The sequence below is a fragment of the Clostridium sp. 1001271st1 H5 genome, from assembly GCF_005845215.1.
Taxonomy (GTDB): Bacteria; Bacillota; Clostridia; order Lachnospirales; family Lachnospiraceae; genus Enterocloster.
In genome coordinates this window covers 68,941-87,607 of the sequence record NZ_SPHO01000022.1, presented here as the reverse complement: position 1 = coordinate 87,607, position 18,667 = coordinate 68,941, and the positions used below count along the sequence as shown (strand labels likewise).

The 18,667-nt window shown below is 50.7% G+C and carries 17 protein-coding genes; 12 read left to right on the top strand and 5 right to left on the bottom strand.

The window, feature by feature from the left end; translation table 11 throughout:
- The first annotated feature begins 667 nt into the window (after positions 1-667).
- Complete coding sequence (tyrS, locus tag FGS84_RS25215; protein WP_138311009.1) at positions 668-1,894, top strand: tyrosine--tRNA ligase; 1,227 nt, start codon at positions 668-670, stop codon at positions 1,892-1,894.
- Between the two features lie 75 nt (positions 1,895-1,969).
- Positions 1,970-2,716, top strand: coding sequence for a hypothetical protein (locus tag FGS84_RS25210; RefSeq protein ID WP_138311008.1), 747 nt, complete (start codon positions 1,970-1,972; stop codon positions 2,714-2,716).
- A 189-nt stretch (positions 2,717-2,905) separates the two neighbouring features.
- On the opposite strand, the gene FGS84_RS25205 is transcribed toward FGS84_RS25210, so the two are convergent.
- A complete protein-coding gene (locus FGS84_RS25205; protein ID WP_138311007.1) occupies positions 2,906-3,472 on the bottom strand; it encodes a manganese efflux pump MntP family protein in 567 nt (188 codons plus the stop codon).
- Positions 3,473-3,813: 341 nt separating this feature from the next.
- Here FGS84_RS25205 and FGS84_RS25200 point away from each other — a divergent pair, with 341 nt between their 5' ends.
- Genes FGS84_RS25200 through FGS84_RS25185 form a run of 4 tightly spaced genes read left to right on the top strand, consistent with a single transcriptional unit; the run spans position 3,814 to position 8,686 of the window.
- Entirely contained in the window at positions 3,814-5,184 is a 1,371-nt protein-coding gene (locus FGS84_RS25200; protein ID WP_138311006.1) for an MATE family efflux transporter, read from the top strand.
- A 46-nt stretch (positions 5,185-5,230) separates the two neighbouring features.
- Positions 5,231-6,643 carry an MBOAT family O-acyltransferase gene (locus tag FGS84_RS25195; protein ID WP_138311005.1) on the top strand — a complete coding sequence of 471 codons (1,413 nt, stop codon included), beginning with the start codon at positions 5,231-5,233 and terminating at the stop codon, positions 6,641-6,643.
- A 25-nt stretch (positions 6,644-6,668) separates the two neighbouring features.
- Positions 6,669-7,763: an alginate O-acetyltransferase gene (locus tag FGS84_RS25190; protein WP_138311004.1), complete on the top strand. Its 1,095-nt coding sequence runs from the start codon at positions 6,669-6,671 to the stop codon at positions 7,761-7,763.
- 32 nt (positions 7,764-7,795) lie between these two features.
- The gene (locus tag FGS84_RS25185; RefSeq protein ID WP_138311003.1) at positions 7,796-8,686 is read left to right on the top strand and encodes a ribokinase; all 891 of its coding nucleotides are present in this window, start codon (positions 7,796-7,798) and stop codon (positions 8,684-8,686) included.
- Positions 8,687-9,812: 1,126 nt separating this feature from the next.
- Here the strand turns inward: FGS84_RS25185 and FGS84_RS25180 are convergent.
- A complete protein-coding gene (locus tag FGS84_RS25180; RefSeq protein WP_138311002.1) occupies positions 9,813-10,805 on the bottom strand; it encodes a radical SAM protein in 993 nt (330 codons plus the stop codon).
- 15 nt (positions 10,806-10,820) lie between these two features.
- Positions 10,821-11,711 (bottom strand): helix-turn-helix domain-containing protein, encoded by an 891-nt coding sequence (locus FGS84_RS25175; protein WP_138311001.1) that lies wholly within the window; start codon positions 11,709-11,711, stop codon positions 10,821-10,823.
- Between the two features lie 177 nt (positions 11,712-11,888).
- On the opposite strand from FGS84_RS25175, the gene uxuA reads away from it, so the two are divergent.
- Together uxuA and FGS84_RS25165 are read left to right on the top strand one after the other, a co-directional pair.
- The gene (gene uxuA / locus FGS84_RS25170; RefSeq protein WP_138311000.1) at positions 11,889-12,938 is read left to right on the top strand and encodes a mannonate dehydratase; all 1,050 of its coding nucleotides are present in this window, start codon (positions 11,889-11,891) and stop codon (positions 12,936-12,938) included.
- A gap of 130 nt (positions 12,939-13,068) precedes the next feature.
- The gene (locus FGS84_RS25165) at positions 13,069-13,911 is read left to right on the top strand and encodes an SDR family oxidoreductase (RefSeq protein ID WP_138310999.1); all 843 of its coding nucleotides are present in this window, start codon (positions 13,069-13,071) and stop codon (positions 13,909-13,911) included.
- Positions 13,912-13,989: 78 nt separating this feature from the next.
- On the opposite strand, the gene FGS84_RS25160 is transcribed toward FGS84_RS25165, so the two are convergent.
- A complete protein-coding gene (locus tag FGS84_RS25160) occupies positions 13,990-15,207 on the bottom strand; it encodes a 6-phosphofructokinase (RefSeq protein WP_138310998.1) in 1,218 nt (405 codons plus the stop codon).
- 242 nt (positions 15,208-15,449) lie between these two features.
- On the opposite strand from FGS84_RS25160, the gene kduI reads away from it, so the two are divergent.
- From kduI to FGS84_RS25145, 3 genes are all read left to right on the top strand, one after another.
- Positions 15,450-16,292 carry a 5-dehydro-4-deoxy-D-glucuronate isomerase gene (gene kduI, locus FGS84_RS25155; protein ID WP_138310997.1) on the top strand — a complete coding sequence of 281 codons (843 nt, stop codon included), beginning with the start codon at positions 15,450-15,452 and terminating at the stop codon, positions 16,290-16,292.
- Between the two features lie 22 nt (positions 16,293-16,314).
- Complete coding sequence (locus tag FGS84_RS25150; RefSeq protein ID WP_138310996.1) at positions 16,315-17,121, top strand: gluconate 5-dehydrogenase; 807 nt, start codon at positions 16,315-16,317, stop codon at positions 17,119-17,121.
- Between the two features lie 143 nt (positions 17,122-17,264).
- Complete coding sequence (locus tag FGS84_RS25145) at positions 17,265-17,972, top strand: GntR family transcriptional regulator (protein ID WP_138310995.1); 708 nt, start codon at positions 17,265-17,267, stop codon at positions 17,970-17,972.
- Positions 17,973-18,012: 40 nt separating this feature from the next.
- On the opposite strand, the gene FGS84_RS25140 is transcribed toward FGS84_RS25145, so the two are convergent.
- A complete protein-coding gene (locus FGS84_RS25140) occupies positions 18,013-18,201 on the bottom strand; it encodes a hypothetical protein (RefSeq protein WP_138310994.1) in 189 nt (62 codons plus the stop codon).
- Positions 18,202-18,358: 157 nt separating this feature from the next.
- On the opposite strand from FGS84_RS25140, the gene FGS84_RS25135 reads away from it, so the two are divergent.
- Entirely contained in the window at positions 18,359-18,577 is a 219-nt protein-coding gene (locus tag FGS84_RS25135) for a helix-turn-helix domain-containing protein (protein ID WP_138310993.1), read from the top strand.
- The last annotated feature ends 90 nt before the right edge of the window (positions 18,578-18,667 follow it).

Below are 18,667 nucleotides of genomic sequence, written 5' to 3'. Positions count from 1 at the left end.
TAGACATAGCCACAAAATACGCTATTTCTTAAATTTTAAATTTCGTCACTTTGCCGATACTGATTTATGATACCTCTGAACAGTAACCCGTCCGGAGGGGAAAACAGCAGAGGACGGGATTGACTCTTGACAAAACAGGAGAGTCTGTCTATAATGGTCATAATTTCATGAATTGGCTACGACGGGAACAAGTAGTAGCCTGCAGGAACAGACAGAAAGCAGCCGGGGGATGAGAGGCGCATGTGATGCAGGCCATGAATACATCCCTGAGCTTCGCACCCAACGGCGCTGCTGCAGACAACAGGCCCAGTAGGCTGCGACGGGTCCTGCATCCGTTATCGTGCTAGAGTATATGAGAGTGTGGATTCAGCGGGATGCCGGCGCAGGGAAGAGGCAAGGCGGTTCCCATGTGTGATTCCGGCTTTCACCAGTACTCGAAGAGGCAGGCAGCGCGAGCTGTCTGTGAACATCAGGTGGTAACACGGGGCTTGCGGGCTTCGTCCTTTTGGAAAAGGGCGGGGCTTTTTTTAGTTCACAAAGGGAACTCCGGGCCCGCGGCGCCCTGGCGCCCCCCTGCCTTCCCTGTATAAAAAACGTAAGAATCAAGCCCTTGCATGAAAGCAGAAGTATGGTAAAATAAATAAAGTAAGAAGAGGAGAGAAACACCATGCAGATTTACGAAGAACTGGTTGCCAGAGGCCTCATTGCCCAGGTGACCAACGAAGAAGAAATTAAGAAAATGGTCAACGAGGGAAAGGCCGTGTTCTATATCGGCTTCGACCCCACAGCCGACAGCCTCCATGTAGGACACTTCATGGCCCTTTGTCTGATGAAGCGCCTTCAGATGGCAGGCAACAAGCCCATTGCCCTGATTGGCGGAGGCACAGGCATGATTGGCGACCCGTCCGGACGTTCTGACATGCGTACCATGATGACTCCTGAAATCATCCAGCATAACTGTGACTGCTTTAAGAAGCAGATGAGCCGTTTCATCGATTTTTCAGAGGGAAAGGCCATGATGGTAAACAATGCAGAGTGGCTCATGGGCCTTAACTATATTGAGTTCCTCAGGGAAGTGGGACCGCATTTCTCCGTCAACAACATGCTGAGGGCTGAGTGCTACAAGCAGAGGATGGAGAAGGGCTTAAGCTTCCTTGAGTTCAACTACATGATTATGCAGAGCTATGACTTTTATGAGCTGTTTAAGCGGTACGGCTGCAACATGCAGTTTGGCGGTGATGACCAGTGGAGCAATATGCTGGGCGGAACCGAACTGATACGCCGTAAGCTGGGCAAGGACGCCCATGCCATGACCATCACCCTGCTTCTTAACTCCGAGGGCAAGAAGATGGGCAAGACACAGTCCGGCGCAGTATGGCTGGACCCTGAAAAGACATCACCCTTTGATTTTTACCAGTACTGGAGAAACGTGGGGGACGGGGATGTGCTTAAGTGCCTCCGCATGCTTACCTTCCTTCCTCTGGAGCAGATTGACGAGATGGATAAGTGGGAAGGCAGCCAGCTGAACCAGGCCAAGGAGATACTGGCATTTGAGCTTACAAAGCTGGTGCACGGCGAGGAAGAGGCTGCCAGGGCGCAGGAAGGAGCCAGGGCCTTATTTGCAGCAGGCGCAAGCACTGAGAACATGCCCACCTTCCAGCTTTCCGAAGAGGATTTTACAGAAGGAACCATTGATATCTTAAGCATCCTTAACAAGTCAGGACTGGCGGCATCCCGTTCAGAGGCCAGAAGGAATGTGGAACAGGGCGGTGTTTCCGTGGACGGAACCCCTGTGAAGGATATCAAGGCTTCCTATGCCAGGGACCAGTTTGCCGGTGACGGCGTGGTGGTAAAGCGCGGCAAGAAGAACTTCAAGAAGATTGTTTTAAAATAAGGGTTGACGGATGCACCGGGAATTCACCCTGGATGTCATCATGAGTAGTCCAAAGGTTTGAGAGGAGGGTACCGGATGAGACGGTATGGTTCTGTTAAGCGGTTAGGCGCGCTGGTCCTGGCGGCAGTGCTCAGTGTGTCGGCTGCATTTGTCTCAGAGGCAGCAGCTTCATTTAAGGCTGAGGTGCCTGTTACCCTGCATTTGGATGTTAACAGCAGAAGGACCACGATTTACGATGGATATTCTTCCTACCTGCTGGGGTACAGGGTATCGGAATACGATACGTTCACAGTTACAAAGGACAAAAGTGATGTGGACCTGAATGAAGTGACACTGAATTATTATCTTGTCACCTATAGGGGCGAGACCCAGAAGTATCTGGAGTGTACGGTGTACGGCTTGAAGGAAGGGACCCATTACCCTGTAATCCGGCCGGAGACGGTTGAAAAAGAGCAGTCCGTTGAAGGGGATTACAATTATCTGGACCAGTGTTACATGGTAGAGTTCAGTTATCAGGACAAAAAGGAAAGCCGGTATTTCATGCTGCTGCCCGAGGAGGACATGGGCAACTACCGCAACATCCTGCTGGGCAAGTGGAGCAAGGACGTGCGCGGCTGGAGATACCTGTACCAGGATGAGTACCTTACATCCTGGGCCATGATTAACGACAAGTGGTATTTTTTCAGCACGGACGGCTACATGAAGACCGGCTGGCTGGAATACAAAGGCCAGTGGTATTATCTGGACCCTGAAAACGGAGTGATGCAGACAAACCGCACCATTGACGGTTACCAGCTGGACAGCAGCGGTGTCAGAATCTGAGGCGGCTGAAGCTTGGAGACCAGGGACGGATTGCAGGACAGGAAAAGATAAAATAAAAGACGGTGGGGCAGCGTATTCTGAGAGGACGCTGCCCCACCGCCTTTATGGGAAAATGGCGGCGCTGTGCGGGCCGGCAATACAGTATGAGGAGAACGCCCTGGAATGGACGGCCGGGTTCTTATGTACGGCTTACCGGAACAAAATCCCCAGGTGCTCCAACAGAATCTTGAATCCCATGAGGATGAGGATGGAGCCGCCTGCCAGCTCTGCCTTGGATTTATAGCGGCATCCAAAGGCGTTGCCTGCCTTTACGCCTGCCAGGGACAGAAGGAAGGTGACGCTGCCGATAAAGGACACGGCAGGGAGGATATCAACATTCAGGAAGGCAAAGGTTACGCCGACAGCCAGGGCATCAATGCTGGTGGCAATGGCCAGAAGCACCATGTTTTTCACATCCAGGTCCGCATTAGGACATTCCTCCTCCTTGCTGAAGGATTCCTTTACCATGTTGGCGCCGATTACAGCCAGCAGGATGAAGGCTACCCAGTGGTCGTAAGCACGTATGGCCAGGCTGAAGCTGGAGCCCAGGAAATACCCGAAAAGGGGCATGGCGGCCTGGAACCCGCCGAAGTACAGACCCACTAAAAGGGCGCCCTTCCAGTTCATTTTAGGCATGGCCAGGCCCTTACAGACAGATACGGCAAAGGCGTCCATGGACAGACCCACAGCGATAACGAACAGTTCAGTTAATGACATAATGATTCCTCCCTGGTGATGTTTTAATATATGGATTGCGGTATAAAAAAAGACCCACCTACAGCCTGAGAAGGCTGTAGATAAGTCTCATTGTTTCAAATAAAGCCAGATAGAAACTATCAGTATGTTGACCTTATTACATGCCCGGCAGGGCGGGGCATGCCAATTACTCCCTTATCACTTGCTCCATTTTAATGGACGGGCATGGAATTGTCAAGAAAATTCGAAGGTTTTCCCGGCCTTTTAACCCATTGTAAAAAACACGGCCCTGTGATATAACTGATAAGAACGTATGCCATGGATTGGCAGAAAGAATGAATGACACAGGGAGTTAGCAGAAGATGAAAAAGTCCTATGAGATTGATATGACAAGCGGCCCGCTTCTGGGCAAAATCCTTTTATTTTCCATTCCATTGATGCTGTCAGGCATACTGCAGCTGCTGTTCAATGCAGCGGATATCATTGTGGTGGGCCGCTTTGCCGGCAGCGGGGCGCTGGCGGCAGTGGGCTCCACCTCTTCGCTCATCAACCTATTAATTAATGTATTCGTGGGACTCTCAGTTGGTGTCAATGTGCTGGTGGCCCGTTATTACGGGGCGCAGAGTGACAAGGATGTCAGCGAGACTGTCCATACGGCGGTGACCACCAGCATTGTGAGCGGCCTCATCCTGGTGGTGCTGGGAATCCTTCTGGCAAATCCGCTGCTGCGCCTTATGGGGACGCCTGAGGATGTGCTGGCCCAGTCAGTCCTTTACATGAGAATATATTTCCTGGGAATGCCGGTACTTATGGTCTATAATTTCGGCGCAGCCATTCTGAGGGCCATCGGGGATACCAGAAGGCCCCTGTATTTTCTCTTTGCCTCCGGCGTGGTAAATGTGTGCCTGAACCTGTTCTTTGTGATTGTGCTGGGGATGGGCGTGGACGGAGTTGCCTGGGCCACGGTTATATCGGAACATATCTCCGCATTTCTGGTCCTGAAGAGCCTGATGGGCGCTCCGGGTGCCCTGAAGCTGGATTTAAAGCAGCTGCGGATTCATCCCAAAAAACTGAAGCGAATCGTGAAAATCGGACTTCCGGCAGGTATGCAGGGAGCTATATTTTCCATTTCCAATGTTCTGATTCAGTCCTCTGTCAACTCCTTTGGCTCCATTGCCATGGCGGGAAACACGGCCTCATCCAACATTGAGGGCTTTGTCTATACGGCCATGAATGCGGTATACCAGACCAATCTGAGCTTTACCAGCCAGAATCTGGGCGGCAGGAAATACAGCAGGATTAATAAAATCATGTACATATGCCTGGGGGTGGTGACGGCTGTAGGCGTAGTCCTGGGACTGGCCGCAGTGGCCGCCGGAAACGGTCTTCTGCATATTTATTCCTCAGATTCCGAGGTGCTGCACTACGGGATGCTGAGGCTGGAAATTATCTGCAGCACCTATTTCCTGTGCGGCATTATGGACTGTATGGTGGGAAGCCTGAGAGGGCTGGGATATTCCATTATCCCCATGTTTGTATCCCTTACAGGCGCGTGCGGTTTCAGGGTGCTGTGGGTCTTTACTGTGTTTGCCGCCTACCGTTCCCTGGATGTGCTGTACCTGTCCTATCCTGTTTCCTGGGCCATTACAGCCCTTGCCCATATGGTTACATTCCATAAGATACGGCGCAAGATTCCAAGGCAGGACGCTGTTCCTGTGCAGCCTGCGCCTTAGTTATAAATAATTGACAAACTTTGATAGAAAGGGAATTTTCCTCAATATGCTGTTCAGTTCACTTACGTTTGTTTGGTTTTTCCTTCCGGCCCTGGCCCTGATATACTACATCTCGCCGGGGAGAAAATTTAAGAATGGGGTTCTGCTCATAGCCAGCCTTATTTTTTACAGCTGGGGCGAACCACGGTATGTGGTCCTGGTGATTCTGTCCATTCTGCTCAACTATGGGTTGGGCCTTGCCCTGGATGGCTGCGGGGAAAAGAGGGGGCTTAAAAAGGCTGTATTTGTCCTGGGTATTCTGGTTAACCTGGGGCTTCTGGGGTACTTTAAATACTTCAACTTTTTCCTGGAACTGGCCATGACGGTCCTTGGGCGCGAGGGCTTTGCGCCAAGGGATATTGCGCTGCCCATCGGCATTTCCTTTTATACCTTCCAGTCCATTTCCTATCTGGCGGACACCTTCCGGGGGGAGAATCCCGCCCAGAGAAATGTGTTTCGCCTGGCCCTGTACATCTCCCTGTTCCCACAGATTCTGTCCGGTCCCATTGTAAAGTATCATGAGCTGGAGCCCCAGATAAGGGAGCGGCAGGAGAGCCTGTCCATGCATGCCTACGGCATCAAGCGCTTTGTGTACGGCTTGGTGAAGAAAATGGTGTTTGCCAACATGTTCGGCCAGGTGGTGGACCGGATGTTTGACCTGCCCTTGGAACAGCTGGGCACGGCCACGGTATGGCTGGCCGTGATACTGTACAGTTTCCAGATTTACTATGATTTTTCCGGGTATTCAGACATGGCCATCGGCCTGGGAAGGATGTTCGGCTTTACCTACAGGGAGAACTTTAATTATCCGTATCTGTCGGCCTCTGTCAGCGAGTTCTGGAGGCGTTGGCATATCTCCCTTTCCACCTGGTTCAGGCAGTATCTGTACATACCCCTGGGGGGAAACCGAAGAGGACTAAAACGTACCTGCGTGAATCTCTTCCTGGTATTCCTGGCAACGGGACTGTGGCACGGAGCCAGCATGAATTTCATATGCTGGGGCGTATATTACGGCATTCTCATTGTGGCGGAACGGCTGTGGATTGGCAGAATTTTAGAAAAAAATCCCCTGAAATTCCTGAATCATCTGTACACTCTGGGAGCTGTGGCAGTGGGCTGGATGCTGTTTCGGGTGGATACCCTGCACAATGGCAGGATACTGCTAAAAGCAATGCTGATTCCAAGCAAAGGCCTGTGGAATCCGCGGATTTTTGCGGATAACCGCATCCTGTTCCTGCTGGTGCTGGCAGTGGTATTCTGCGGGCCTGTCCAGCAGCTGGCGCCCCGTCTTAAGGAGCGGCTGTTTGACGAGGAGAACATAACAGCGGGGGATGCGGCCGTTATGGCGGTGCTGTTGCTGCTGGGAACCCTTCTCATGGTCAGCAGTACCTATCAGGCGTTTATTTACTTCAGATTTTAGTCCATACGGAAAGTGAGCAGTACCTATGATGAAAAAGATTATGATTGCAGGGTTCTGGGCCCTGCTTCTGATACCTAATCTGCTGTTTCCCTTTGCAAAGGAAAGCGGTCAGACCGGCACCGGGGAAAACAGGAACCTGGCGGAGTTTCCGGTGTTTTCACCTGATACATACGAGGCTTATCCGGCTGCGGTCAACAGCTATATCAATGACCATGCGGCATTTAGAAATCTCTTCCTGAGCATGAACTCCATGATTAACTTAAAGCTGTTCGGCTATGCGGATTCCCAGGATGTGATTGTGGGAAAGGAGGGCTGGTACTTTTTTGCCGGGGGCATGAGTCTTTACGACGCCCTGGGAACCCAGCCCTTTTACCCGGATGACGCTGCCTGGATTGGCGGCCAGGTCATAAAGGCGGCCGGCTATTATGAGAGCCGGGGCATCCCATTCCTCATGATGATTGCTCCCAACAAGGAAGGAATCTACGGGGAATATATGCCGGATGCGTATAAGCGGGTCAGGGAGGGGAACCGGCCTCAGCAGCTGGAGGATTATATCCGGGAACATTCGGATGTGACGGTTCTGGACCCCAGGGAATACTTTAACACAAACCGGGATTTTGTGTGGTATTATAAGACGGACACCCACTGGAACAGCGCCGGGGGTTATGCGGCCGGCCAGATGCTGATAGAGGCATTGGGAGGCACACCTGTGCCTATAGAGGACGTGCAGGTGGATTATATCAAAGGAGCTCCCGGGGACCTGGCCAATCTGTTCCACCTGCCTGAGAAATACTGTGATGACCGGATTGCCCTGGTAAGCGGGTACCATGAAGACCTGGAGGTCCAGGTCCGGGACGTGAACGGGGATAAGAACATCGTCCATACAAGTACACCCGGTGCGCCGGATAAACGCCGGATAGCGGTAATCCGGGATTCCTTCGGCACAGCCCTTATGGACGTTCTGCCCAGGTATTTTGCCAATGTGGACTTTTATCATTGGCAGGCATTTGACCGGTCCCTTCTGGAGGAGAATCCTCCGGATGCAGTGATATATATGATTGTGGAACGGGACCTGACCCGGATTCCCCAGGATGTGGGGAAGATGGTGCCGGAAGAATAAAAAACAGATGAATGGAAAGGAGAAGGAGAATCATGAAGATACTTAATTACGGTTCACTGAACATAGATTATACCTATAGTGTGGACCACTTTGTCAGGGGCGGGGAGACTATGTCCTCGGAGGAAATGCATGTGTTTTCAGGCGGTAAGGGACTGAACCAGTCCATTGCTTTGAGCAAAAGCGGGGCAATGGTATGGCACGCAGGCGCCGTCGGCACCGGGGACGGAGACTTTCTCATCCGCCAGCTAAAGGAAGCCGGGGTACATACGGAGTACATTTCCCAGCTGGAGGGGAAGACAGGCCACGCCATCATTCAGAAAGCAAAGGACGGAGGCAACTGTATCCTTCTCTACGGCGGCGCCAACCAGCGGATTACCAGAAACATGGTGGATGAAGTCATGTCCCACTTTGAGAGGGGGGATTACCTGGTACTGCAGAATGAAATCAGTGAGATTGGCTATATCATGGAGAAGGCCCATGAAAAGGGCATGATGCTGGTACTGAATCCCTCTCCTATGGATGATAAAATCAGCACCTATCCTCTGGAATATGTGGACTATTTCCTGCTCAATGAGATTGAGGCAGGCGATATATGCGGGGAGCAGGGCAGCGGTGAGGAGCTGCTTCAGAAGCTTTCATCCAGGTTCCCCGGGGCCAGAATCGTCCTGACACTGGGCGGGGACGGCTCCCTTTACTGGGACGGCGGACAAATCCTGACACAGGGTATCTACAAGGTTCCTGTGGCGGATACAACGGCAGCCGGGGATACCTTTACCGGTTTCCTCATTGGAGGCCTGGTGCAGGGCCTGGATGCCGGGGAAGCCCTTGACCTGGCGGCAAGGGCGGCTGCGATTGCGGTTTCACGTCCCGGGGCAGCCCCCTCCATTCCGTCCAGAGAAGAAGTGGAAGCGTTTCGTGGCTGATGAAAACAGCTAAAAGTAAGTAATAGGAAAAAAGATGCCTGTATCTGTGAGATATAGGTATCTTTTTTTGGAAAAAATCAGAATATTTAAATAATTAATACAAATAAAACATTAAAATGTGTATTAAAATAGGAACAATTGTAATTAAATGGATTAAAATATTAATAAACTAAAAAAATAATAAAAAGATTAAAAAAGTGTTGACAAATGCGGGGGCATTTACTATAATGAAAACAACAAAAGAACAGAGAACAAAAGATTTCAAGGAACTGTAGACAATCAGTTCACAAGTAATAAAATCTAAGCAAAGGAGGTACGGACCGCCAAAGACTTAAATTTTGTTTCATTTATAATATTAAGAAATTAAATTATAAATGAGACCAGGAAAAACCAATCTACCTAAGTGAAACGCTCAAACAGAAACGTAATTTTAAGAAATTGATTTAAAGAAACAATCATCCAATCGGTTGGTAAACAGTTCAAGAAGTAGCAAGTTTTCATGAGTTAATGAAGTTCATATGTGAATGGGTAAGTTCACAAATAGATGATTTAATAAACGAAATACAAGTTATATAGATTGAATGTTTTAAGAGCAATTGCAGTTATTTAAAGATATGAATTAAAGATACAAACTGTTGAGTGAAGCATTTATAAACAAATGAATGATTGAATTTGTAACACTATCTCAAGTGTATCAAAAAATGTAAAATCGGTTTAGTGATATGACGAGAAAGTATTATTAGAACGAAAGATGATACCGGATAGTAAAGAAAAAGCAATAAAAGAAATGAATCAGACATAAGTGAAGAAATGCAGAAGTAGGAGCGAAGTAGCGGAACGTAGAATGGTGTAACAACTTAATATAGAAAAAGCCAGAAATAATTAAAAAGATTGTTTCGGAAAAGTGAGGTTTAGTCCAATGGACGAAATAGTTAGAAGACGGATATCGTAATCTGCGAACGTGGTTAGTCAAAGATTCGATATCCGTCTTCATGTGTTTTATGCTAAGTCATGAAGGGGTTTTGGCCGTGAGAGGCTTTGTTGGATGAGTTGGGACGGGGTGGCGCAGCCGGATGGGCAGGCGCTTTTTTTGCGGCCAGGGCTGCGGTTTTTCCGGGTTTTTGGGTTAAAGCCCCTCTAAATCAAAGGGAGGCGTATACTCTTCCCTGGCGCTGCTTTTTTCCTGCATGAATCCCTGGGTGAGTCCCAGCCGGATAGCGGCATCCACCACCTTGTCATATTCGTAGGAGGTGATACGGCGGTTCAGCTCCGGGTATTCCTGGTTCCTGACATAGGGCGTGTACTGGCTCATAAGGCTAACCATATACCGGCCTCTGGGCAGATTGGTGCTCATCCATTCCAGCAGGGCAATGGAGTCGCTGCGGTGTCCCGGCAGGACCATGTGACGGATGATGACGCCCTTTGCCAGCAGTCCGGAATGGGAGGACTGGTAAACCGGGGCGCCGGTCTGGTCAATCATCTGCCGGACAGCAGCCGCCGCTGTCTCAAAATAGTCCTTTGCCCGGGAATATCTCTGGGCCAGACGGTTATCATAGTACTTGAAGTCAGGAAGCCATATGTCCACATAATCCTTCAGGGCCTTTACTGTCTCCACACGTTCATAACCGCCGCAGTTATAGACCACAGGGATGGTAAGCCGGGAGCGCACCTGGTCCAGGGCGGAGATGATATGGGGCAGGTACTGGGTGGGTGTCACCAGATTTATGTTATACGCCCCCTGGTCCTGGAGCCGGAGGAATACCTGGGCCAGTTCCTTAGCGGTCAGCTCACGGCCGAAATGTCCGCTGCTGATTCGGTGGTTCTGGCAGAAACAGCATCCCAGGGTACACCCGGAGAAGAATACGGCGCCGCTGCCTCCGGGGGACGGGATACCGCCGCCCGGTACAGGGGCACCTCCGTCCGCTGCCGGGATACCGCCGGAATCCCCACCGCCGCTGATACAGGGCTCTTCCCAGTGGTGGAGGGCGGCCCTTGCAGCTGTAAGGCAATGGCTGCAGCCGCAGAACCCGGTGGTGCGGCTGCGGTCGATTCTGCACATCCTGGGGCAGAGGCAGCAGTTTGTGTATGTGTCAAAGGAAAGGATATCAGGTGTATTCATGTCGGTTAAATCCCCTTATATGGTGTAATCCTGCTGTTCGGGCAGGCGGTGCTGCTCCCTGTACTCCTTGGGAGAAACGCCGTACTCTTTTTTGAATGCCCGGAAGAAGCTGGTGTAGTCCTTGAAGCCGTACTGGAGATACACATGGCTGATGGGCTGGTCGGACAAGATGGCGTTTTTGCTGGCATGCAGCCGCTTTTTCAGGATGTACTGGTGGAGCGGAATGCCCATGTTGTCCTTGAATATGTGGGAAATATGGTATTTGCTCACATAGAAGAAGGATGACAGGCTGTCCAGGCTTAAATCCTCTTCCAGGTGCCGGTTGATATAATCGCAGATATTCAGGTACAGAACATTTTCATAGACAGCTGATTTCTGGTGCAGACTGTCATAGAGAAGGCGGTTCACATATACCAGGAAGGAGACTGCCATAAGCTCTGAGACAAGCCGGTGGAAGGAGCGTCCGCCCACCCGTTCCTCCATCAGGTCGGTAAGCTTTCCCTGAATCTCCTGGGTGGTGATGGTATCTGTGTGGAACCGGTAGGTCTGATGGCTCTGGGCATAGTCAAAGCAGTAGGTCAGCTCTTCATCGGTCTGGCGGAGCCTGTTATGGTAATCCTGGTTCAGCCAGAATACGAATCTGCGGTACGGTTTATCATGGGAATGGAACTGGGGATAATGGGGCGTATCCGGCGGAATCAGCAGGCAGTCCCCGTATTCCAGATGATAGCTTTTATCACCAATGTGGTATTCCACATCGCCTTCCAGGAAAAAATAGAACTCGTAGTAGTCATGCTCATGGGCATCCACGGATTTCAGCGCGGTGTCATTGTAATAGAAGAGTTCAAAGTCTCCGGACTGCATATATTGCCGCGTGTTAAAGTCCATGGACAGCTGTTTTTTCACGGGAGTCCCTCCTCTCGGGAAACATGATTCATCATGATTTTATCCCCATCTTAGCATGAAACAACAACATTTGCAATATGGACGGCAAGTATCACTATGGACGGAAACAGGGTTTCTGTTATAATAAAGCCATAGGTTAGGGAACGTAAAACAACACTTTTTAGGAGGAGTTTACACATGAAATTATCATTCAGATGGTACGGGGAAGACGACAAGGTAACACTGGAGAACATCCGCCAGATTCCGGGTATGCAGTCCATCGTTACGGCTGTATACGATGTTCCTGTAGGCGAAGTGTGGAGCAGGGAGAGCATTGCAAAGCTTAAGAAGCAGGTAGAGGATGCGGGCCTGGGCTTTGACGTGATTGAGAGTATTCCGGTCCATGAGGATATAAAGCTGGGTAAGGCATCCAGGGACAAGTACATCGAGAATTACTGTGAGAACATCCGCCGTGTTGCGGAGGCAGGCGTTAAATGTATCTGCTACAATTTCATGCCTGTATTTGACTGGACCAGAACCCAGTTAGACCATGAACTGGCTGACGGCTCCACATCCCTGGTGTACTATCAGGAGCAGGTGGATGCAGTAAATCCTCTTAACAGCGACAGCGACCTGACACTTCCCGGTTGGGATTCCAGCTATACTAAGGACGGCCTTAAGGCTGTGGTGGAGGAATACCACAACCTGACAGAGGAGAATCTGTGGGACAATCTGAAGTATTTCCTGGAGCGCATCATTCCGGTTGCAGCTGAGTGCGACGTGAACATGGCAATCCATGAGGATGACCCATGCTGGAGTATCTTTGGCCTTCCAAGAATCATTACCTGTGAGGAGAACCTGGATAAGTTCTTAAAGCTGGTGGATGACAGGCACAACGGAATCACACTGTGTACCGGCTCCCTGGGCTGCTCCGCCAAGAACGATGTGGTGAGACTGGCCGGTAAGTATGCTGCCATGGGAAGAATCCATTTTGCGCATCTGAGAAATGTGGCTGTGCTGGACAACGGCTTTGAGGAAAGGGCCCATCTGTCCTGCTGCGGTTCCCTGGATATGTTCGGCATTGTAAAGGCGCTGGTGGAGAATGGGTTTGACGGATATGTAAGACCTGACCACGGACGTATGATTTGGGGCGAGACAGGAAGAGCCGGATACGGCCTGTATGACAGAGCCTTGGGCGCCACCTATCTCAACGGCCTGTTCGAGGCTGTGGAGAAGATGGGCCGGTAATGTCCGGACAGCGCAAAATCAGACAGAAAATATAGTATGAGTCAGGAAAGGGCCGGGAAGAGATTTCTCAGGCCCTTTTTCTCCCTTATCCTGCAAGGATAAGCGGAAACAGAGAGAGGAGGAAGGAAAGGTGGTATTGGGGACGGATTTAACAGGAAAGATGGCGGTGGTGACCGGAGCAGGGGGAATCCTCTGCGGCATGTTCGCCAGGACCCTGGCCCGGGCCGGTGCTGCGGTGGCCCTGCTGGATATAAATCTGGAGGCGGCCGAGGAGACTGCCAGGGACATACGGGAGGCCGGCGGTACGGCTGCTGCCTACGGAGTGGATGTCATGGACAAAGAAATGCTGGAAAGCGTACACGCCAGGGTGCTGGCCCAGTTAGGACCCTGCGATATCCTGATTAACGGCGCGGGAGGCAACCAGGCCAGGGCCAATACAACCAAGGAATATTTTGAGATGGGGGATATTGAGGCCGATGTGGCCACCTTTTTTGACATGGAGTGCAAGGGCGTACAGGGGGTTCTGGATTTGAACTTTTTAGGCGGATTTCTCACCTGCCAGGTTTTTGCCAAGGATATGGTGGGACGGGAGGGATGCAATATCATCAACATTTCCTCCGCCAGTGCGGCCAGGCCCCTTACCAGGATACCTGTATACAGCGGGGCAGTGGCTGCCCTCAGCAATTTTACCCAATGGCTGGCCGTGCACTTTGCAAAGGCCGGAATCCGGGTCAATGCCATTGCGCCGGGATTCTTTGTGACCAGGCAGAATGAAGGACTTCTCTATGAGGAGGACGGAAGGCCGGCGGCCAGGACCGCCAAGGTTCTGGCCGCCACTCCCATGGGGCGGTTCGGTAAGCCTGAGGAGCTGAACGGGGCCCTCCTGTTCCTGCTCAACAATGAGGCGGCCGGTTTTATCACGGGAATCATACTTCCGGTGGACGGCGGGTTTTCTGCGTACTCCGGGGTGTGACGAATGGACTTCGGAGAGTGCATTGGAGGGGCTAAGGACTGCATTGGAATAAGGAATGTATTTGTATGAACCCTGTGATTATTTCCGGTACAGATATTTTGGCAGTCCGTTCTCCATAATGTGGTCCGGCTGTCCCTGAATCAGGGGAAGGGCATAGTCCAGGAATTCCGGTCCGATGTCACAGCCGTTCTCCGTAATCCACTGCGCCGGAAAGGATTTTTCACGGTTGCACACATTGCCCACCGGGGTGAGTCCATATTCAAGTACATATCCAGGCCCTGACAGGCGGGAACAGGTAACCATTTTGCCGGTTTCTCCCTGCAGGGCCTTTTCTACAGCCTTCCTGCCGGAATGCTCTGCTTCCATGACATCGGCGGCAGAGGCCAGAAGACTGCTGCACCGCTGGTTGACATTCAGCTCCACGGAGCGGACCTTGACATGGAAACGGTTGCGGATGTAGCTTTCCAGTATTTTGGCGCAGCCCGTGAGCATCTTGTGGCCAAAGGTGTCAATCTGGGCGTCGTTGGTGTACTCACAGATAAAACGGCCTTTTCCGTCGCGGATGCCTTCGGATACGCAGATTACCACATTGGGCTGCCGTGACAGGGCCTGCTCCACATCCCCAAAGAACTGCTCCATGGAAAAGGGTGTTTCCGGCATATAGATTAGAAGGGGATTGTCACCGGGGTATTTTCTGGCAAGAGCGCTGGCAGCTGTCACCCAGCCGGCATGGCGGCCCATAAGCTCCACAATGGTTACAGCCGGCTGCTGGTACACGGAGGCGTCCAGGGAAATTTCCCGGACCGTGGATGCCACATACTTGGCAGCGCTTCCGTAACCGGGCGTATGGTCTGTCACAGGCAGGTCATTGTCAATGGTCTTGGGCACTCCTATGAAGGAGATGGATTCATGGCGGATTTGGGCGCACCGGGAGAGCTTGTCAACCGTGTCCATGGAATCATTTCCGCCGATATAGAAACAGGCGCCTATGTTCATGGATGCAAATTTTTCAAATAAAAGACGGTAGATTGGTGCATCCAGGTTTTCTGGCAGCTTGAACCGGCATGAGCCAAGATAAGCGGCAGGGGTCTGCTTAAGCAGGACCAGCTCCTCAGTGGTAAGAGAGGACAGGTCTGCCACATGGCCTGAGAGAAAGCCTTCAATGCCGTTTACCATGCCGTATACACGGCCGGTCTCATCAGGCCGGGCCATCCCCTCTGCAATGACTCCATATAAGCTGGCGTTTATGACGGCTGTGGGGCCGCCGGACTGGCCCACCAGGATATTTTTCTTCATATTCATTCTCCTCGCTGTAATGTTTCATGGTCAAACACGGTCAAGTATATAATAAACAGTCACACAACGCAAGTCTTACTGTAGTGAACATGCATAGAAAATCCCTGCAATTTTGTAGAATATGCCCATTGCAAAAGATATACTACTATGATAATCTGTATACAGATTTAAAAAGTTGTATACAAGTAAAAGAGAACAAATACAAATCAAAGGAAGTCAAGTTTAAAGGAGGAAACAAGATAATGGATATTCGCTATTCTGCAAATCAGAGGGATGTAAAGCGTTACACCACCCAGGAGCTGAGGGATGAGTTCCTGATTCAGAACCTGTATGTGGCCAATGAGGTAGTGGCAGTGTATTCACATGTGGACCGCATGGTGACATTGGGATGTATGCCTACCACAGAGACTGTTTCCATAGATAAGGGAATTGACTGCTGGAAAAACTTCGGCACCCGCTATTTCCTGGAGCGCCGTGAGATTGGCATTTTCAATATTGGAGGCAGCGGCGTGATTGTGGCTGACGGACAGGAATTTAAGATGGGATATAAGGACTGTCTTTATATCACAAAGGGAACAAAGGAAGTATATTTTTCCAGCGACGACGCCTCTGCACCGGCTAAGTTCTACATGGTAAGCGCACCGGCCCACACTTCTTACACCACCACATTCATCCCCATTGCAAAGGCAGCCAAGAGGCCCTGCGGAGCATCTGAGACAGCCAATAAGCGTGTTATCAACCAGTTTATCCATCCGGACGTACTTAAGACCTGCCAGCTGTCCATGGGCATGACCGTACTGGAAGAGGGCAGTGTATGGAACACCATGCCGGCCCACACCCATGAGCGCCGTATGGAGGTATATATGTACTTCGAGGTTCCGGGAGATAATGTGGTATTCCACATGATGGGAGAGCCTACCGAGACAAGGCATATCGTGATGAAGAACGAGGAAGCTGTTATCAGTCCTTCCTGGAGCATCCACAGCGGGGCAGGTACATCCAACTATACATTTATCTGGGCCATGGGCGGAGAGAACATGGAGTTTGACGACATGGACACCATGATGCCAAACCAGATGAAATAATTAAAACGAGGAGGAAAAAGAAATGGCAGATTATTTAAATAACTTTTCACTGGAGGGCAAGGTAGCCCTGATTACAGGCGCTTCCTACGGAATCGGCTTTGCCATTGCAAAGGCCATGGCAGGCGCAGGAGCCACCATCGTGTTCAATGATATCAAGCAGGAACTGGTTGACAAGGGACTGGCGGCTTACAAGGAAGAGGGAATTGAAGCGCACGGCTACGTATGCGACGTTACCAGTGAGGATGCTGTCAATGAGATGGTTTCCAAAATTGAGAAGGAAGTGGGCGTGGTGGATATCCTGGTGAACAACGCAGGGATTATCAAGAGGATTCCCATGTGCGATATGACGGCTGCTGAGTTCAGACAGGTCATTGATGTGGATTTGAATGCCCCGTTCATCGTGTCCAAGGCAGTTATCCCCAGCATGATTAAGAAGGGCCACGGAAAAATCATCAACATCTGCTCCATGATGAGCGAGCTTGGCCGCGAGACCGTATCCGCATACGCGGCAGCAAAGGGCGGACTTAAGATGCTGACCAAGAACATCGCCTCCGAGTACGGCGAGTTCAACATCCAGTGCAACGGCATTGGGCCCGGGTATATTGCAACACCCCAGACCGCTCCGCTGCGCGAAATCCAGCCCGACGGCTCCAGGCATCCATTTGACCAGTTCATTGTAAGCAAGACTCCGGCAGGACGCTGGGGCGAGGCAGAGGACCTGGGCGGGCCTGCTGTATTCCTGGCTTCTGATGCATCCAATTTCGTTAACGGCCTGGTGCTGTATGTGGACGGAGGAATCCTGGCTTACATCGGCAAGCAGCCTAAATAATCCGGCTTGAATTTTGCAGGGGAATCATTTATAATATAGACCAGTTGACAGTCCGGCAGCTTTTGATGCGGCCGGACTGTTTGATAAGAAAAAACGTACTTTGTGCTTATGCTGTGTGCAGGTATTGATAAGGGGGTCCAGCCATGGGAGAGATGAACTTCAAGAACCGGGGAGAGCTTGTATACGAGACACTTAAGCAGGAAATCCTGGATTTAAGGCTTAAACCGGGCCAGATGATTAGTGAGAATGATATATGCGAGCGCTTCGGTGTGTCCAGGACGCCGGTGCGGGATGCCCTGCGTCTTTTGCAGGAGCAGGGGTTTGCGGAGACCATTCCCTACCGCGGCACCTATGTGACCCTTCTGAGCCTGGATAATATCAAACAGATGATATATATGCGGGTGGCTGTGGAAACCATGGTGCTGAGGGACTTCCTGGAGGTACAGACCCCCATGGTTATTGAGGATATCCGCCACAGCATTGCCCAGCAGCGGGCCATTATCAGGGAACCGGGGTTTGAGCCGGAGCAGTTTTACCGCATGGATGCACAGATGCACTCCATCTGGTTTGGGGCGGTCAGGCGCCAGAAGCTGTGGGAAATGCTCCAGGCCCAGCAGCTCCACTATACCAGGTTCAGGATGCTGGATTTTATCACGGAGACGGATTTCATGCGCATCATTGGCGAGCATGAGGATTTGTTCCGCCTGATTGCGGATAAAAATGAAAAGGCGCTGGAGGAAGCCCTGAAGGAACATCTCTATTACAGCATGAAACGTATGCGTCATTCCATTGAGGTGGACTATAAGGATTACTTTGAGGAAGAAAATGAAGAAGGGCGGTTTGTCATTTGACAGGCCGCTCTTTTGCGTGAGGAACAGGTTTGACGGACACCTACTTTTTCAGGTAGATTCTTTCATCCGGGTTTTCCTCCAGATATTCTTCCAGCTCCTCCGGTGACAGGCGGGAGCGCACCTCCTCGAAATAGGCCGCTCCATCCATGGCCATGAACTCCGTCAAACGGCGGACTACCTCTTCATCTTCCAGAAGCTTTTCCATGCCTTCCTTTGTGAAATAATCCATTTGTCTTGTCCTGCCTTTCAGATATGTAAATGAGAGTATTTACATTTATATAGTATATTCGTAATTGCGAAGATATTCAAGATGTGAAATCTAACTTATGCTTAATCTATCTAAGAAACCAGCCCTTCGGCGGCTTGAGCGTATACAGGAGATAGAGATGATAGATTATTCACCATTCTGGAAGACACTGGAGCAATCTGAGGAAAATTGGTACACACTTACAAAGAAGCACCGCGTGTCAGACAGTACCCTGCACAGGCTGAAGCACAACATGGATATATCCATGAAGACTGTGAATGACCTTTGCAGGATACTGGACTGCGATATTGAGGATATTGCAATGTATGTGCCTTCCGAAAAGGACCAGCTGCTGTGATGGTTCGCGGCTTATGGCTGGAAAGCCCAGAAATAAGCTGGGGAATGCAGAAAAGAGCAGGAAAAGCAGAAAACGCAGGAAAACGCCCAT

What these genes read in the sequence shown, in the direction of transcription:
- FGS84_RS25185 (WP_138311003.1), top strand. Translation starts at nt 7,796, where the DNA reads ATGAAGATACTTAATTACGGTTCACTGAACATAGATTATACCTATAGT.
- kduI (WP_138310997.1), top strand. Translation starts at nt 15,450, where the DNA reads ATGGATATTCGCTATTCTGCAAATCAGAGGGATGTAAAGCGTTACACC.
- FGS84_RS25135 (WP_138310993.1), top strand. Translation starts at nt 18,359, where the DNA reads ATGATAGATTATTCACCATTCTGGAAGACACTGGAGCAATCTGAGGAA.
- FGS84_RS25210 (WP_138311008.1), top strand. Translation starts at nt 1,970, where the DNA reads ATGAGACGGTATGGTTCTGTTAAGCGGTTAGGCGCGCTGGTCCTGGCG.
- tyrS (WP_138311009.1), top strand. Translation starts at nt 668, where the DNA reads ATGCAGATTTACGAAGAACTGGTTGCCAGAGGCCTCATTGCCCAGGTG.
- uxuA (WP_138311000.1), top strand. Translation starts at nt 11,889, where the DNA reads ATGAAATTATCATTCAGATGGTACGGGGAAGACGACAAGGTAACACTG.
- FGS84_RS25205 (WP_138311007.1), bottom strand. Translation starts at nt 3,472, where the DNA reads ATGTCATTAACTGAACTGTTCGTTATCGCTGTGGGTCTGTCCATGGAC.
- FGS84_RS25195 (WP_138311005.1), top strand. Translation starts at nt 5,231, where the DNA reads ATGCTGTTCAGTTCACTTACGTTTGTTTGGTTTTTCCTTCCGGCCCTG.
- FGS84_RS25150 (WP_138310996.1), top strand. Translation starts at nt 16,315, where the DNA reads ATGGCAGATTATTTAAATAACTTTTCACTGGAGGGCAAGGTAGCCCTG.
- FGS84_RS25180 (WP_138311002.1), bottom strand. Translation starts at nt 10,805, where the DNA reads ATGAATACACCTGATATCCTTTCCTTTGACACATACACAAACTGCTGC.
- FGS84_RS25160 (WP_138310998.1), bottom strand. Translation starts at nt 15,207, where the DNA reads ATGAAGAAAAATATCCTGGTGGGCCAGTCCGGCGGCCCCACAGCCGTC.
- FGS84_RS25200 (WP_138311006.1), top strand. Translation starts at nt 3,814, where the DNA reads ATGAAAAAGTCCTATGAGATTGATATGACAAGCGGCCCGCTTCTGGGC.
- FGS84_RS25190 (WP_138311004.1), top strand. Translation starts at nt 6,669, where the DNA reads ATGATGAAAAAGATTATGATTGCAGGGTTCTGGGCCCTGCTTCTGATA.
- FGS84_RS25140 (WP_138310994.1), bottom strand. Translation starts at nt 18,201, where the DNA reads ATGGATTATTTCACAAAGGAAGGCATGGAAAAGCTTCTGGAAGATGAA.
- FGS84_RS25145 (WP_138310995.1), top strand. Translation starts at nt 17,265, where the DNA reads ATGGGAGAGATGAACTTCAAGAACCGGGGAGAGCTTGTATACGAGACA.